Below are 15578 nucleotides of genomic sequence, written 5' to 3'. Positions count from 1 at the left end.
ATATAGCCTCGTCTTTTCTCGAGTCGCGTGCGTTGACAGGGCACTGCGTCGTAACTTCTACGCTACGATGCCTTTCTGTAACAGGCATTCCACGTTGATTTTTTGATATTGCCCGAACGAAATTATCTTTCGTCCAGTTAAACAAAACGGGGGACAACGCCCCCGTTTTGTATTTCACTTCATAGCTGCAATCGAAGAATGTTTTACTTCTTCTTCGACGACTGCTTTTGCGCTTCTGGCACCGCTGCGTAAGCAGAAGGTTCACCCGAATCTGTCGGCTTCGCCAGCACTGCTTGCAGTTGCGGGCTCATCGGCACGTTCAGGTTGACACCCTTTGGCGGGATTGGCGACAAGAACCACTTGGCATAGATCTTCTTGATGTCATCGCCCTTGTAGACGTTGATCAGCGCATCATCAACGACCTTCTTGAACGCTGTATCGCCGAGTGGCAGGATCAGACCGTATGGCTCAACCGACAGCGCTTCAGCAGAAACGGTGTAGTCGTTAGGCGCCTTGGAGCTGGCAGCCAGCGAAGACAACAGGATGTCATCCATCACGAAAGCCACTGCACGGCCGGTTTCGACCATCAGGAATGCTTCGGCGTGATCCTTGGCAGCCAGGATATTCATGCCCAGGTTACGTTCGGTATTGAGGGTAGTGATTTGCTTCAGGTTGGAAGTACCGGAAGTCGAAACGATGGTCTTGCCCTTGAGGTCGTCCAGCGTCTTGATATTGGCGGACTTCTTGGTCAGGAAACGATTCGCTGTCACGAACTCGGTCACGGCAAACGCGACCTGTTTTTGACGTTCCATGTTGTTGGTAGCGGAATCGCAGGAGATATCAGTTGTACCGTTGGCGATCAGCGGAATACGGGTTGCCGATGTTACCGGCACCATCTTCACGTTCAGCGCGGTCAGACCCAGCTTCTTCTGAATTGCAGTTGCGGCCTTCAGGCACAGATCGATCGAATAACCTTGATACGATTGCTTGTCATCCAGATAGGAGAACGGAATCGAGGCATCACGCACACCCAGTGTCAACGTGCCGGTTTCTTTGATCTTCTTCAATCTGCCGGTCAAGTCTTGCGCCTGAACCGAACCGATCAGAACACTTGCGCCTACCAACACCCCAACTAGCTTAATTAACTTCATGTGACCTCCTGAAAAAATTTTTACGTAGTGTACCAAAAGCCCCTACTCAAAAAAAGCCTTCATTCTTGAATAAGCTTGATTCTGCCGCCATTTCAACGCTTCGGCCTGCTGTTTTTTCTATGTCGAAATCACCGCCGGCAAACCGGAGCCGCTTCGAATTCAGCCGCCCCCTGACGATGTGCGTGAACCGCCATCTGGTACATCATGACTTCAAAAACTGCATTGCATGGTATGCGAGCCGGCCACTGCCATTTGCCGTCAATTTGCACGCACGCTCTGACACGGACAACATAGCAAGATTCAGGCCACACGGCACCAGTTCTGCTCCGCCATCCCTGCAAAAGTACACGGCCAATCATCCGCCCGGCCACCGCCCGCCTGCATGACAACATCATTGCGCCTGGTTCTTGCGACAGGTCGCCCCCACAACATAGACAGCTATTGACTGCCTGCGTCGATAGTATCGTTAAAAAGCTACCCTGTTCACACAATTATTCTGACGACTTGCATCGCCGGTGTTCGCTGGGCACCCTCATGCTTTCGATACTCTGATGCAAGAGACAGCTGATCTTACGATGCCGGCTTTTGTTGTTCAAGCTATTCCGCACGGCTGCGTCGGACCAGTCCTGCGCCGCTGCGCCAAAATGCTGCGCTACACAAACCGCTGTCATTGCAGCCATTGCATAGCTGCAGATCACTTGCGTCACAGCCGCCGCATACGCCATCAACAGCTATGCCGGCAACACCAGACCACTTCAAAACCGAACCAGACAGAAAGAACGAGCCCTCAACCGGCACGCACGGGAACATCGGGCTTGCGCCGCGAATAGTGATGAATGTCTCCGTCACTTATTCTTATCAACCCTGCTGTGCAGGCGGCTCTGATGACCGCTCTTGCACCTTCGAAAACGGGCGGCAACGCGGCCGCCCTTCGTGTTTTCCGTTATTTCAGCTTGCCGCTGCCGGCAGCATCAAGGATACAGACCGCGCATTTCACGTGCCTGCAATACCCGGGTACAAGCGACGATGAAAGCCGCCGTGCGCAAGGATACTTTCTTTTCCTCGGCCAGTTGCCAGACCGCCGCAAATGCCTCACGCATGATGCGCGTCAGACGCAGATTGATTTCATCTTCGGTCCAGAAAAAGCTGGAGAAATCCTGCACCCATTCAAAGTAGCTGACGGTCACGCCGCCGGCATTGGCAATCACGTCCGGTACGATCAAGACGCCCTTGTCGGCCAGAATATCGTCGGCTTCGGGTGTCGTCGGACCATTGGCACCTTCGAGAATGATCGAGGCGCGGATGACGTTGGCATTGCTTTCGTTGATTTGCTGCTCCAACGCCGCCGGCACCAGAATGTCGCAGTCGGTTGCCCAAAACTGGGCACGATCCTTGACTTCGTCAGCACCGGGAAAACCGGAAACGCTGCCATGTTCAGCCACATATTGCTGCAATGCAGGAACATCGAGGCCGGTGGTGCGTACCACAGTGGTCACGTGATCCTGCACTGCGACCACTTTGGCGCCCGCTTCAGCAAACAGCCGCGCAGCGATGCCGCCGACATTACCGAAGCCTTGTACCGCCACTTTCGCTTCTTTGATTTCCAGACCGCGCTTGGCCGCCGCTTCGCAACCGACCACAAACACACCGCGACCAGTTGCCTCATGCCGTCCGAGGCTGCCGCCGAGCGAAATCGGCTTGCCGGTCACCACGCCCGATGCGGTACTGCCCTGATTCATGGAGTAGGTATCCATCATCCACGCCATGATCTGCGAATCGGTATTGACGTCCGGCGCCGGAATATCCTTGTTGGGGCCGATGATGATGCCGATTTCGCTGGTATAGCGTCGGGTCATACGCTGCAACTCGCCGCGCGACAAGGTTTTCGGATCCACCCGGATACCGCCCTTGGCACCGCCGTACGGCACATTGACTGCGGCATTCTTGACGGTCATCCAGGCCGACAATGCCATCACTTCCGACAAGGTCACGTCCTGATGAAAACGCACCCCGCCCTTGCCCGGGCCGCGTGAGGTATTGTGCTGCACGCGATAACCTTCGAAGTGCGCAATGGTGCCGTCATCACGCTCGATCGGGACATCGACGATCAGCATGCGCTTGGGGCGCTTGAGCGTTTCCACCCAGCGTGCCAGCGACCCCAGATAAGGGGTGACGCGATCAATTTGTTCGAGGTAGACACCCCATGGGCCAATGCCATGCGGCGTGAGATAGGAAGGGACTTCGTGCTTGACTGGTACATTCGACATAATGCAATCGCTCCTTGTTTGAGAGGCTGCTGCGAAATCGGGCCGACATTGACGGCTATCATCCTACTCCCTGACAGACGGAAATGGATGCATCAACACCGCTTAATTTTTGCAACAACCCCGGAATCCCTGAATTCCCGGACAGCCGTGCGTGAGCCTTTACAACCGGCATCTGAACGCGACGGATGCAGAGCGCATTGCATGCATAGCTCGCGGCCATTCATGCAATGTGCTCTCTGAAATCAGCGACGCCATCGTAGGGCAAGCCGATATCAATACGCTAATGCTTTGTGCGCATATAACTATGCACATGACGCATAGTTGCCATAAAGATATTTTTATCAATCAACTTTCGTCGCCTTGCGCGAACGCGGTGGCAACAGCTTTTTTTCTTCCTGCAGGCGCAGCAGGTAATCCCACAAACGGCCGACGATGACCTTGCCGCTGCGCTGTGCGGTAGGCCGCTCGCGATAAAGACGAATCTCCATTTCCACTTCCCAGTCGCCATTGCCATCGTCAGCGCGCGCCAGTTGCTTGTTGCGCACTTCGCGGATCACCGAAGACTCTGGCAAGAAGGCCACGCCGTGCCCTTCCAGCGCCATCATCTTGAGACTCTCCGCCATGTCGGTTTCATAGTGTTTTTCCAGGTGCAACGGCCGTTTGACATCCGACAGCAGCAACTCCACCATGCGCCCCAGATAAGCATTGCTGGTGTACGACAGAAATGGCAGCGGCGTCTTGGCGCTGCCCGGAAATGCATGATCCGGCACACCCGATTTGTCACAGCGCGAGTACGGTCGCAGGCTCTCCTTGCCCATGGTCAGCATGTCGTAGCGGCTGGCATCGAGTTGCACCGGCTGGCGCGGATGGTGATAGCACAGCAGCAGATCACAGCCGCCCTCGACGATGGTCATCACCGCATCATGGACATTGAGCGCAATCAGCCGCGTATTGAAAACGCCGAAGCCGGCTTCCAATGTGCTGAGCCATTTCGGCATATAGGTCAGCGACAAGGTATGCGGCACCGCAAAGTCGACCGTGGTCTGTGCCGCCGGTCGCTTGCCGCGCAACAGCGCACGCGTGTTATTGATCTGCCCCAGCATTTCCACGGCCTGCTCGTAAAACACTTCCCCCGCCGCCGTCAGCCGGGTGGGATAGGAGGTGCGGTCAATCAGGTCTGAACCGAGCCATGCTTCCAGCGATTGAATGCGGCGTGAAAACGCCGGTTGCGTCACATGTCGCAATTCCGCGGAACGGCTGAAACTGTGCGTCTCCGCGAGAGAAATGAAATCTTCAAGCCACTTGGTTTCCATTGTTCTTATTCCATGCCTGCGAGGCCCGGGTCAGGCATCGCTGATTCATTTCCCGTTCATCTGCCGGCGAGTTGAAATGCCGCTTCCGCATGCAACGACGAAGCCTCGTCCGGTTCTTCTTCACGTGCCTGCTGGCGATCCCACATTTGCGCGTAGGCACCGTCGGCTACCAGCAATTGCGCGTGCGTTCCGCGCTCAATGATACGCCCCTGATCGAGCACCAGAATCTGCGATGCATCGACAATCGTCGACAAGCGGTGCGCAATGATCAGGGTCGTGCGGTTTTGCGCAATCTCGCGCAATTGCGCCTGAATCGCCTGCTCGGCCTTGGAGTCCAGCGCCGAGGTCGCCTCATCGAAAATCAGGATGGCCGGATTTTTGAGCAAGGTCCGCGCAATCGCCACTCGTTGCTTTTCACCGCCCGACAATTTCAGGCCGCGCTCGCCAACCATGGTGTCATAGCCGGCCGGCAGCGACTCGATGAAGTCGTGAATGTAAGCAGCCTTGGCCGCGGCCACGATGTCTTCGCGCGCGCTGCCCGGCTTGCCGTAGGCGATGTTGTATTCGATGGTGTCATTGAACAGCACGGTATCTTGCGGCACGATGCCGATGGCGCTGCGCAACGATGCTTGCGTGACGTCACGCAAATCCTGACCATCGATAGTGATGCCGCCTTCGTCGACATCATAAAAACGGAACAACAGCCGCGACAAGGTCGACTTGCCTGATCCGCTATGGCCGACTACCGCCGTGGTGGTGCCGGCCGGTACCACAAAGTCGACATCGAACAAGATCTGCCGGTTGCTTTCGTAGCTGAAATCGATATGCGAAAAGCGCAGCTCCGCACCTCTGGTTTCCAACGGTTTTGCAGCGGCGGCATCAGCCACATCGCGATGCTGTTGCAGCAGCGAGAACAAGCGTTCCATATCAGCCAGACTTTGCTTGATTTCGCGATAGATGACACCAAGAAAATTCAACGGAATATACAGTTGGATCATGAAAGCATTGACCAGCACCAGATCGCCCAGCGTCATGGTGCCGTCGATCACGCCCTGCGTGGCGCGCCACAAGATCAGCGTAACCGCGATGGCGATGATCGCCGACTGTCCGGTATTGAGCAACGACAAGGAAGTCTGTGATTTGACTGCGGCTGTTTCATAACGCTGCAAGCCTTCATCGTAGCGCCGCGCTTCAAAGTCTTCATTACCGAAATACTTGACCGTTTCATAGTTGATCAGGGAGTCGATGGCCTTGGAATTGGCGCGCGAATCGAGATCATTCATGGTGCGCCGGAAATGCGTGCGCCATTCCGTCACCGCCACCGTGAACACGATATACAGCGTCAGCGCCACCACGGTGATGATGGTGAACCAGATATCGTAGTGCAACACCAGATAGACCAGCACCAGCGCGATTTCGATCAAGGTCGGCAAGATGCTGAACAAGGTATAGGACACCAGTGACGATACGCCGCGCGTGCCGCGTTCGATATCGCGCGTCATGCCGCCGGTCTGGCGGTTCAGATGGAAGCGCAGCGACAGCGAGTGCAAATGCCGGAATACCTTGAGGGCGATGGTGCGCACTGCGCGCTGGGTAACCTTCGCAAACACGAATTCGCGCAGTTCGGTAAACAGCGTGGTCGCCAGCCGCAACGCGCCATATGCCACCAGCAAGGCCACTGGCAACACCAGCAGCGCTTGCGGATGCTGCGGGCTGATCGTCATGCGGTCCACCAGTTGCTTCAATATCAACGGTACGCCGACATTGGCCAGCTTGGCGCCGATCAGAAAACCCAGCGCCAGCATGACGCGCCATTTATAGGTCCACAGGTAAGGCAGCAGCGTCTTCAGCGTCGCCCAGTCGCTCGGGGTCTGGCCGGACGCCTTGCGCGCGGGCGCCGGTTCGGATGAAGAGGTGGAATATTGGCGCATGGAAGGAAAGATGAAATTTTTTGCTGTATGGCACCGGATACCGAACAAATCCGCCAGTTCCGATAAACTAATGGCTGGCCTGTCTTTGCTGCTGCATTTTCTGGTGCCGCTGAGGCGCCACGCTTCGGCGTCGCCCTTTGGTGCCAGATTATAAGAGCCTGACAGACTTCACGCTTCGAAAAGGAAAAAAAGCAATGACAAATCCGCACAACACCACGCTGCCGCAAGGCAAGATGCCGCAGTTGCGGGTGATGCCGATGCCGGCCGATTCCAATGTGCACGGCGATGTTTTTGGCGGCTGGATCATGGCGCAGGTAGACATCGCCGGCTCGCTGCCAGCCAGCCGCCGTGCCAATGGCCGGGTCGCTACCATCGCGGTGAACTCATTTCTGTTCAAACATCCGGTATTCGTCGGTGACTTGCTTTCGTTTTATGCCGATATCGTCAAGGTCGGCAATACCTCGATTACCGTCAATGTCGAAGTCTATGCCGAACGCAACCGTTTGCAAATCGACATCGTCAAGGTGACCGAAGCCACGCTGACCTATGTCGCCACGGATGAAAACCGCAAACCACGCGCCCTGCCGCCACTGGCTGAAGGCGACCAGATCAGCACCACCAGCAGCTTGCAGGAAATCGGCGGCGGCTGGCACAGCGCCTGAAGTACCACTTGAAAAGCGATTGCCCCGGTCAAGACCGGTTCAGATTGAAACCCGAATCGAAACTCCGCCCGAGCTTCCTTCCCCGTTTTCCCGGTGCGATGCCCCGCCTCCCAAGGTATCGCGCACTCTCCCTCCACTGCAGATGACTTACGGATTCTCTTGCTCATGACTACGCCTTCCAGCTCCCACCCTGACATTCTCATCGTCGCCCGCCTGCCGCAACATCTGAATCAACGCCTGCGCGAACAGTTCAATTGCCACGATCTGCCGGCCGGCTTGTCGGAACAGGCACTCAATGACATCGCCCCTTCGATTCGCGCCATTTCTGCCAATGGCGAATCGACCGTCTCGCGTGAATTCATCGCTCGCTTCCCGGCACTGGAAGTGATTTCCGTATTCGGCGTCGGCTATGACGGCGTCGATGTTGCCGCTGCCCGCGAGCGCGGCATTCATGTCACGCACACACCTGATGTGTTGACCGACGATGTCGCCGACTTTGCCATGACGCTGCTGTTTGCCGTGGCGCGCCAGGTGGTGCGTGCCGACCGCTTTGCCCGCGCCGGTGAATGGAGCAAGGGTCCGTTTCCGTTCACTACCAAGGTCAGCGGCGCCCGGCTCGGGATTGTCGGCCTCGGCCGCATCGGCAAGGCGATTGCCCGCCGCGCAGAAGGTTTCGACATGGATATCGCCTATCACAATCGCTCACCACTCAATGATGTCTCCTGGCGCTACGCCCCCACCCTCAAGGGCTTGGCGGCAGAGGTTGATTTCCTGGTGCTGTCGACGCCGGGCGGTGCCAATACGCGCGCGTTGATCAACGCCGACATTCTGGAAGCACTGGGACCCAAGGGTTTCCTGATCAATGTGGCGCGCGGTTCGGTGGTGGATGAAACCGCCCTGATCGCAGCTTTGGAACAAGGCAAGATTGCCGGTGCCGGTCTCGACGTGTTCGAAAATGAACCCAATATTCCAGCTGCGCTGGCAGCATTGGACAATGTCGTGCTGACGCCGCACATGGCGAGCGGCACCCTGATCACGCGTACCGCCATGGCCGATCTGGCATTCGATAATCTGGCCGCGCACTTCAGCGGCAAACCGGTGCTGACGCCGGTCCCGCAACGCTGACAGGTCAAGCATGCAAAGCACCAAACTGATCGCGCTGGATTGGGGCACCACCTCGTTACGCGCCTATCGTATCGGCGCCAACGGCATGGCGCAGGAAAAGCGTGCGCTGCCGTGGGGCATAATGAATCTGCCGCCGATCGGACCCGGCAGCGATCTCAGGTCCGGCTTCGATCTGGCGCTGGCAGAAGCCTGCGGCGACTGGATCGAAGCAGCACCGCAGGCAGCGGTCATCGCCGCCGGCATGGTCGGCAGCGCACAGGGCTGGAAAGAAGCACGCTATCTTGAGCTGCCGCAAACCATCACTGATATCGGTCAGCAACTGACCAGCGTCAGTCATGCACGCGGCACTTTGCATATCGTACCCGGCCTGTTGCAACGCGGTGCTCTGCCGAATGTGATTCGCGGCGAAGAAACGCAAGTGGTCGGGGCGCTCAGCGAATTGGGTCAGAACGAAGATGTGCTGATCGGCTTGCCGGGCACCCATTCCAAGTGGGTGCGCGTACAAGACCGGCGCATCGTGCACTTCGATACCTTCATGACCGGCGAAGTGTATGCCGTGCTGCGGCGTCACACTATCCTCGGCCGCACCATGCTGCCCACCGACCATGGCGACGACGCCAGTTTTGAACGCGGTGCGCGCGTGGCGATGTCGGAACAAGGACAGGCCGGCGTGCTGTCGACCATTTTCAGCAGCCGCACGCTGGGCCTGACCGGCGAACTTGATGGCGCGGCGCAGCCTGAATATTTATCCGGCCTGCTGATCGGCCATGAAATTGCCGCACTGGCAGCAACCCGCCGGACGACCGGCTTGGATCCGGCACCGCGCATCATCCTGATCGGCGACGATCAGTTATGCGAACGCTACCGCAAAGTGTTGGCACTGCATGCCATGACCACGGTCAACATTGCAGTTGCGGCCACCGAACGCGGTTTGTGGCAGATCGCCTCACAGGCCGGTCTGCTGCCATAAGCTTTACCTGACAAGGACACATCATGTTGAAAGAAGCACTGAAACAATGCGGCCTGATCGCGATTCTGCGCGGTATTCGTCCCGATGAAGCAGAAACCATCGGCACGGTTTTGTACGATGCCGGCTTCCGCGTCATTGAAGTTCCGCTCAACTCACCCGAACCATTCGAAAGCATTCGCCTGCTGCGCAATGCGTTGCCGGCCAACTGCGTAGTCGGCGCCGGCACCGTACTGTCGCCGGCGCAAGTGCAACAGGTCAAGGATGCCGGTGGTCAGTTGATCGTCATGCCGCACAGCGACCCGGCGGTGATTGCCGCTGCCACCGCCGCCGGACTTGCCAGCGCACCGGGTGTGGCAACCGTGACGGAAGCATTTGCAGCCCTCGCGGCGGGCGCCGATATCTTGAAGATGTTCCCGGCCGAACAACTCGGTCCGGCAGTGGTCAAGGCCTGGCGCGCCGTAATACCGGCCAGTGTTTCACTGGCACCGGTCGGCGGCATTACGCCGGCCAACATGAAAAGCTTTACCGAGGCTGGCGCCAGTGGTTTCGGACTCGGTTCGGCCTTGTACAAACCCGGCATGAACGCAGAGCAAGTCAAACAGAATGCCATTGACTTCATCCTCGCCTGGCAACAGCGCTGAATCTGCATTCGGCAGTCAGGATCGCGGCCAATAAAAAAGCTGCACGTCGTCAAACGTGCAGCTTTTCTTATCGGAAAATCCGGAGCGCCGTCAGGCCGCCTTCTTTTCATCCCGCAACTCGCGCCGCAATATCTTGCCGACGTTGGTCTTCGGCAGTTCATCACGAAACTCGATGTACTTCGGTTTCTTGTAGCCAGTGAACTGTTCTTTGCAATACGCCATCAACTGTTCGGCAGTCAGATTTTTATCCTTGCGCACCACGAACAGTTTGACCGCTTCCCCGGTATGTTCATCAGGGACGCCGACACAGGCGCACTCCAGCACGCCCGGATGCAAGGCCACCACACCTTCGATTTCATTCGGATAGACATTGAAGCCGGACACCAGAATCATGTCCTTCTTGCGGTCGACAATCTTGGTATAGCCACGTGCGTCCATGATGCCGATATCGCCCGATTTGAAGAAGCCGTCAGGCGTCATGACCTTGGCCGTTTCATCCGGACGATTCCAGTAACCGGCCATCACTTGCGGACCGCGAATCGAAATTTCCCCGGCCTGCCCCAACGGCACCGGCTGGCCGGCATCATCCAGAATGGTGATGTCCGTTGATGGCAACGGCAAACCGATGGTGCCGGAATACTCTTCGATGGTACAAGGATTGGCGCTGGCAATCGGCGAGGTTTCCGACAAGCCGTACCCTTCGATGATCGGGCAGCCGGTGACTTGCTTCCACTTGTCTGCCACCGCCTTTTGCACCGCCATGCCGCCGCCGACACAGCAACGGTAGCCGGAAAAATCGAGCTTGGCGAAATCCGGATTGTTGAGCAAAGCGTTATACAGCGTATTGACGGCCGGGAAGGTATTGATCTTGTACTTTGCCAACTCTTTGACGAAGCCGGGAATATCACGCGGATTGGGGATCAACACGTTGAGCGCACCTTCGCGCGTACCGAGCAGATTGCAGACCGTCAGCGCAAAGATATGGTACAGCGGCAACGCGCAGATAAATACCAGCTGATCAATCTTCGGACCTTGCTTCAAACCCGGCATCAGCCACTCTTCCGCCTGCAATACATTGGCCACCACATTGCGATGGGTCAGCATGGCGCCTTTGGCGACACCGGTAGTACCACCGGTATATTGCAGGAAGGCGACGTCGTCATGACTGATCGTCACCGGCGTGCGGTTCTTGCCATGGGCCTGCGCCAGCGCCTGACTGAACGTAATGGAGTCCGGCAGCGAAAACGGCGGCACCATTTTCTTGATATGGCGCACCACGAAGTTGACGATGCTGCCTTTCAACAAGCCCAGCAGTTCACCCATGCTGGCCACCACCACATGCCTGATAGCGGTATTGGCGATGACCTTGGCCAGCGTGCCGGCAAAGTTTTCCAGTACAAAAATCGCTTCCGCACCGGAGTCCTTCAACTGATGTTCGAGTTCGCGCGGAGTGTATAAAGGATTGACGTTGACCACGATATAGCCGGCGCGCAAGATGGCGGCGATGGCAATCGGATATTGCAGCACGTTGGGCATCATGATGGCGACGCGTGCGCCCTTTTTCAGGCCGGTGCTTTGCAACCACGCCGCCATCGTCGATGACAGCGCATCCAGCTCGCTATACGTCAGATACTTGCCCATGCAGACATACGCGTTACGGTCGGCATATTTTGTAAATGCCTCGTCGGTCATCTCTACCAGCGAACGATAGCGGGTCGCATCGATTTCTGCTGGAACGCCTTGAGGGTAGGAAGCAAGCCAGAATTTATCCATTGATTTACCTTTGTCTCCGGTTCAGAACGTGACGTTTGGCTAAGTCTTGATTTTTCATCATCGCTTTGGCACGCCATCAAAAAAAGCACGGTTGTGTTTTTATTTATTGCAGATGCTATCCAGCTATCGCGCGCAGAGCAAGTCTTTTCATGCGAATTCAGAAAAACTTGCTGTTCCCTTCTCAGGCAGCAACTATTCTCCGTGAACGGAGATTTCCATGGTTATCTCACAGGAAACAAATTCTCTCATGAATCCGCACTCGCCCGACGCTTGTCCCGGCAGTTCGTTGTCATTATTGCAAATCATCCAGCGCAGCGCTGCGCGCCTCTTTGCTTTGCTTCGCGAGCACCTTGACTTGCCGGTAGAAATCGCTGAAATCGCGGCTGCGCGCAAACAAGGCCTTGAATGCCGGCACCCGTTCGTTATAGGTTGCCACCAGCGCCAGATGGGCATTCGACAAGGTGCCGGCGAACCAGCGGTCATAACCGGCAAAGCCACCCCAGACTGCCTTGCGTTCCTGATACTCGCTGCGCAAGGCTGCAAAGATCTCGGCCTTGCGTCGCAGCTTTTCCTGATCGCTGCCGGCCCCCTGATAGTTGGCTTGCAATTGCGCACGGTATTTCAGCAGCAGTGCCAGGAACTCTTTCTTGCGTTCGGCAAACCGCTGATAGGCCTGATTCAACGCCGGGTCGCCATGCGCTGCCAGCCAGCGTTCCAGTCCCAGTTCCTCGACCGCCGTGGCGAATGACTCATTGAATTGCGAATCGTCTTTGGCGTAAGCCACCTGATGCGCCAGTTCATGAAAAATCAGCCGCGCCACTTCGCCGGCGGGATAGTTGATGAACGTCGACAGCACCGGATCATTGAACCAGCCCAACGTCGAATAGGCCGGCACGCCCAACACCTGCACGTCATCACCGGCCTGCGCCAGGCCATCGGCATAGGCTTGCGCCTCTTTTTGATCGTAATAGCCGCGATAATTGACGCAGCCGGCAATCGGGAAACACCACTGCCGGGCATCCAGCGACAAGGCCGGTGCGGCCACCACATTCCAGACCACGAAGGGCCGTGTCAATTGCGCGTAACTGCGATAGCTGCCGTTGTCCGGCAACGCCAGTGTGCGTATCGAAAACTGCCGGATATTCTGTACCAGCTCCAGTTGGCTGTGCAGTCTGGGGCTGGTCGCCGGATCTTGCAGCCACTCCGTGATTGGCCGTGCCTGCGCCAGCAACGAGAATTGTCCGTGTGCCGCTTGCGCGTAATATCCGAGCGAATTGCAACCGCTGAGCGCCAGACACGTGCTGGCTGCCAGTCCGGCCCGCCAGTATGTCAGGCGGGTGCGCCGCATGCTTCGACTTGTACCAGCACGTCGTAAAACGTTGGCGCATTGCCCATGTCGGTCAGACGCTGGCTGGTAACTTCATTGGCATTCTTGCCATCCCCGGCAAATTTTTTCCACCAGATCGACAGCCCGACCACCAGACCGGGACGCGCCCGGGGTGTGACCCGTGCCTTGGCCAGCATGCTGCCGCGATCATTGAAAATCCGCACCATGCTGCCGGTGACGATGCCGCGCGCGGCGGCGTCGTCAGGATGTACATCGAGATGCGGCTCACCTTCGGTGTCGCGCAAACTCTGTACGTTGACGAAGGATGAATTCAGGAAATTGCGCGCCGGCGGTGAAATCATGGCCAGCGGATATTTTTCTGCCAGCAGCGGATTACTGGCAACCGATTCATACGGTGCGATGTAGGTCGGCAATGGGTCCAGTCCGTCGGCCAGCATGCTGGCCGAATAGAACTCGCACTTGCCGGAAGGCGTGGTAAATCCGCCATCGGCGAATACTGCAGCAGCGACGTTCAAACGCTGCCAGCCTTTTTGCTTGAGGATATTCCAGTCGAAATCCGCGGCGCGCGGATGCTTGCGGTCGAATGCCTGCGCCGCGATCTGATCGTCGCTGTCGCTGAAACAGCCGTCATCGAATCCCATGCGTGCTGCCAGCAGGCGGAAAATTTCCGTATTCGGTTTGGCTTCGCCGAGCGGTTTGATTGCCGCATTGTTGGCCATCATGTACACATGTCCGTATGTCGCGTGTACATCGACGTGTTCCAGTTGCGTGGTTGCCGGCAACAGAATATCGGCGTAATCGGCGGTGTCGGTCTGAAAATGTTCGAGCACAACGGTGAACAGATCTTCACGCGCAAAACCGCGTACGACTTTTTGCGATTCCGGTGCCACTGCCACCGGATTCGCGTTGTACACGATCAAGGCATCGATGCGCGGACCGAAATCGGGAGCAGCCGGACGCGACAGTTCGTCGCCGATGGTGCTCATGTTGATGGTGCGGGGTCGTACACCTTGCCGGGTCAGCAAGTCCGGACGCTGCAACGCCGCAGTATTCTTCGGAAAAGCATCCGACATCGATACCTGGACGCCGCCGGCCCCATGCCGCCACGCACCGACCAGCGCCGGCAGGCAAGCGATATTGCGCACCGCCATGCCGCCGCCGCGAATCCGCTGCAAACCGTAATTGGCGCGGATCATGGTGGCCTCGCCATTCTTGGCCGTCGTACCGTAATCGCGGCCGAGCTGCCAGACCTCCTCTTCACTGATACCGCACACGCCGGCCACGCGTTGCGGCGGCCACTCGGCGACGCGTTGCTTCAATTGCGCAAAACCCAGCGTATGGCGTTCGATGTAATCGGTATCCAGCAAATCTTCAGCGATCAATACATGCATGATGCCCAGCGCCAGCGCAGCATCGGTGCCCGGCAACAAGGCAATATGCTGATGGCACTTTTCCGCCGTCAGCGAACGATAAGGATCAATGGCAATCAGCTTGGCGCCGCGGCGTTTTGCTTCCTGCACCCGCATCCAGAAATGCAGATTGGACGCAATCGGATTACCGCCCCAGATCAGAATCAGTTTGGCATCCTGCACCTGTTCAGTATCGGTGCCCAGGCGCGTACCCATGGTGTATTTGTAACCGGCAGCGCCGGCCGAGGCGCAGATCGTGCGCTCCAGCAATGACGACCCAAGGCGGTTGAAAAACCGCATCGACATCGACTCGCCCTGCACCAGTCCCATGGTGCCGGCATAGCTGTACGGCAAGATGGCTTGCGGGTCGGTGGCGGCAATCGTTTGCAGGCGCGATGCCACGGTATCCAGTGCCTCATCCCAGCTGATGCGCTCGAACTTGCCCTCGCCTTTTTTCCCGACGCGCTTCATCGGATATAACACCCGATCCTTGTGATAAGTGCGGTCGGTATAGCGCGACACCTTGGTGCACAACACGCCGGCAGTCGTCGGATGCTCGGGATCACCGCGTACTTCGGTGGCAACGCCATCCTTGACGGTGACCAGCAAGGCGCAGGTATCCGGGCAATCGTGCGGGCAGGCGGCGCGAACCACGGTGTGACCGGGACTCGGGCTTAGGGTAGAAGACATGGCAATCAAGCGTGAAACGAGGAAAGGCTTACTGTATCTCAAAAACCGTGACTTGGTCCGCCAGGCCTCGCTTTGCATCGAAAGAAAAGCGCCCGGACAGGAGCCGGCCTGCACCCGTGCCCTCAAAAAAATTGTAGTCGCTGACACGGCATTCTTCCATTGCGCAAATAGTGAGGCGATAGCGTCGACAAATGCAGGAATGTGTCCCGGCATTCTTTCTGTGATTGCCCGTTATTTCCGCGCCGGCGTCTTGGTGGCGCCGACTGCCCGTTAATCTGTACGCGGCTTTACTGATCCA

Annotated in this window: 12 protein-coding genes; 5 read left to right on the top strand and 7 right to left on the bottom strand. The window is 57.3% G+C overall.

The genetic code is table 11. From position 1 onward, the window contains the following. Positions 1–203: 203 nt before the first annotated feature. The 4 genes from AKL27_RS21645 to AKL27_RS21630 form a co-directional block, all read right to left on the bottom strand. Positions 204–1151, bottom strand: coding sequence for an amino acid ABC transporter substrate-binding protein (locus tag AKL27_RS21645; RefSeq protein WP_050464945.1), 948 nt, complete (start codon positions 1149–1151; stop codon positions 204–206). A 971-nt stretch (positions 1152–2122) separates the two neighbouring features. Continuing rightward, positions 2123–3418 (bottom strand): Glu/Leu/Phe/Val family dehydrogenase, encoded by a 1296-nt coding sequence (locus AKL27_RS21640; RefSeq protein WP_050464943.1) that lies wholly within the window; start codon positions 3416–3418, stop codon positions 2123–2125. Positions 3419–3759: 341 nt separating this feature from the next. Continuing rightward, positions 3760–4731: a LysR family transcriptional regulator gene (locus tag AKL27_RS21635; protein WP_050464942.1), complete on the bottom strand. Its 972-nt coding sequence runs from the start codon at positions 4729–4731 to the stop codon at positions 3760–3762. 56 nt (positions 4732–4787) lie between these two features. After that, entirely contained in the window at positions 4788–6662 is a 1875-nt protein-coding gene (locus AKL27_RS21630; protein WP_050464941.1) for an ABCB family ABC transporter ATP-binding protein/permease, read from the bottom strand. 194 nt (positions 6663–6856) lie between these two features. Between AKL27_RS21630 and AKL27_RS21625 the strand changes: the two genes are divergently transcribed. From AKL27_RS21625 to AKL27_RS21610, 4 genes are all read left to right on the top strand, one after another. Further along, positions 6857–7324: an acyl-CoA thioesterase gene (locus tag AKL27_RS21625; RefSeq protein ID WP_050464940.1), complete on the top strand. Its 468-nt coding sequence runs from the start codon at positions 6857–6859 to the stop codon at positions 7322–7324. Positions 7325–7489: 165 nt separating this feature from the next. Beyond that, on the top strand, positions 7490–8449 hold the full coding sequence (locus AKL27_RS21620) for a 2-hydroxyacid dehydrogenase (RefSeq protein ID WP_050464939.1): 960 nt from the start codon (positions 7490–7492) through the stop codon (positions 8447–8449). 10 nt (positions 8450–8459) lie between these two features. Then, entirely contained in the window at positions 8460–9419 is a 960-nt protein-coding gene (locus tag AKL27_RS21615) for a 2-dehydro-3-deoxygalactonokinase (RefSeq protein ID WP_050464938.1), read from the top strand. Between the two features lie 23 nt (positions 9420–9442). Continuing rightward, the gene (locus AKL27_RS21610) at positions 9443–10060 is read left to right on the top strand and encodes a 2-dehydro-3-deoxy-6-phosphogalactonate aldolase (RefSeq protein ID WP_050464937.1); all 618 of its coding nucleotides are present in this window, start codon (positions 9443–9445) and stop codon (positions 10058–10060) included. Between the two features lie 90 nt (positions 10061–10150). Here the strand turns inward: AKL27_RS21610 and AKL27_RS21605 are convergent, their stop codons facing one another. From AKL27_RS21605 to AKL27_RS21595, 3 genes are all read right to left on the bottom strand, one after another. Beyond that, positions 10151–11833 carry a long-chain fatty acid--CoA ligase gene (locus AKL27_RS21605; RefSeq protein ID WP_050464936.1) on the bottom strand — a complete coding sequence of 561 codons (1683 nt, stop codon included), beginning with the start codon at positions 11831–11833 and terminating at the stop codon, positions 10151–10153. A 292-nt stretch (positions 11834–12125) separates the two neighbouring features. Further along, positions 12126–13181, bottom strand: a complete 1056-nt coding sequence (locus AKL27_RS21600; RefSeq protein WP_050464935.1) for an aminopeptidase — start codon at positions 13179–13181, stop codon at positions 12126–12128. After that, positions 13163–15280 (bottom strand): molybdopterin-containing oxidoreductase family protein, encoded by a 2118-nt coding sequence (locus AKL27_RS21595; RefSeq protein WP_050464981.1) that lies wholly within the window; start codon positions 15278–15280, stop codon positions 13163–13165. The genes AKL27_RS21600 and AKL27_RS21595 overlap by 19 nt, the downstream gene beginning before the upstream one ends. Here AKL27_RS21595 and AKL27_RS27920 point away from each other — a divergent pair. Then, positions 15279–15554 (top strand): hypothetical protein, encoded by a 276-nt coding sequence (locus tag AKL27_RS27920; protein WP_157057041.1) that lies wholly within the window; start codon positions 15279–15281, stop codon positions 15552–15554. The two genes, AKL27_RS21595 and AKL27_RS27920, sit on opposite strands and share 2 nt — an antisense overlap. The last annotated feature ends 24 nt before the right edge of the window (positions 15555–15578 follow it).

Source organism: Herbaspirillum autotrophicum (assembly GCF_001189915.1).
Taxonomy (GTDB): domain Bacteria; phylum Pseudomonadota; class Gammaproteobacteria; order Burkholderiales; family Burkholderiaceae_D; genus Herbaspirillum; species Herbaspirillum autotrophicum.
Note: the sequence above shows the minus strand (reverse complement) of the source record. Positions and strands in the feature narration are given on the sequence as shown.

Excerpts from the sequence above, each read along its gene's own strand:
- AKL27_RS21645 (WP_050464945.1), bottom strand. The coding sequence starts at position 1,151 with ATGAAGTTAATTAAGCTAGTTGGGGTGTTGGTAGGCGCAAGTGTTCTG.
- AKL27_RS21640 (WP_050464943.1), bottom strand. The coding sequence starts at position 3,418 with ATGTCGAATGTACCAGTCAAGCACGAAGTCCCTTCCTATCTCACGCCG.
- AKL27_RS21635 (WP_050464942.1), bottom strand. The coding sequence starts at position 4,731 with ATGGAAACCAAGTGGCTTGAAGATTTCATTTCTCTCGCGGAGACGCAC.
- AKL27_RS21630 (WP_050464941.1), bottom strand. The coding sequence starts at position 6,662 with ATGCGCCAATATTCCACCTCTTCATCCGAACCGGCGCCCGCGCGCAAG.
- AKL27_RS21625 (WP_050464940.1), top strand. The coding sequence starts at position 6,857 with ATGACAAATCCGCACAACACCACGCTGCCGCAAGGCAAGATGCCGCAG.
- AKL27_RS21620 (WP_050464939.1), top strand. The coding sequence starts at position 7,490 with ATGACTACGCCTTCCAGCTCCCACCCTGACATTCTCATCGTCGCCCGC.
- AKL27_RS21615 (WP_050464938.1), top strand. The coding sequence starts at position 8,460 with ATGCAAAGCACCAAACTGATCGCGCTGGATTGGGGCACCACCTCGTTA.
- AKL27_RS21610 (WP_050464937.1), top strand. The coding sequence starts at position 9,443 with ATGTTGAAAGAAGCACTGAAACAATGCGGCCTGATCGCGATTCTGCGC.
- AKL27_RS21605 (WP_050464936.1), bottom strand. The coding sequence starts at position 11,833 with ATGGATAAATTCTGGCTTGCTTCCTACCCTCAAGGCGTTCCAGCAGAA.
- AKL27_RS21600 (WP_050464935.1), bottom strand. The coding sequence starts at position 13,181 with ATGCGGCGCACCCGCCTGACATACTGGCGGGCCGGACTGGCAGCCAGC.
- AKL27_RS27920 (WP_157057041.1), top strand. The coding sequence starts at position 15,279 with ATGGCAATCAAGCGTGAAACGAGGAAAGGCTTACTGTATCTCAAAAAC.
- AKL27_RS21595 (WP_050464981.1), bottom strand. The coding sequence starts at position 15,280 with ATGTCTTCTACCCTAAGCCCGAGTCCCGGTCACACCGTGGTTCGCGCC.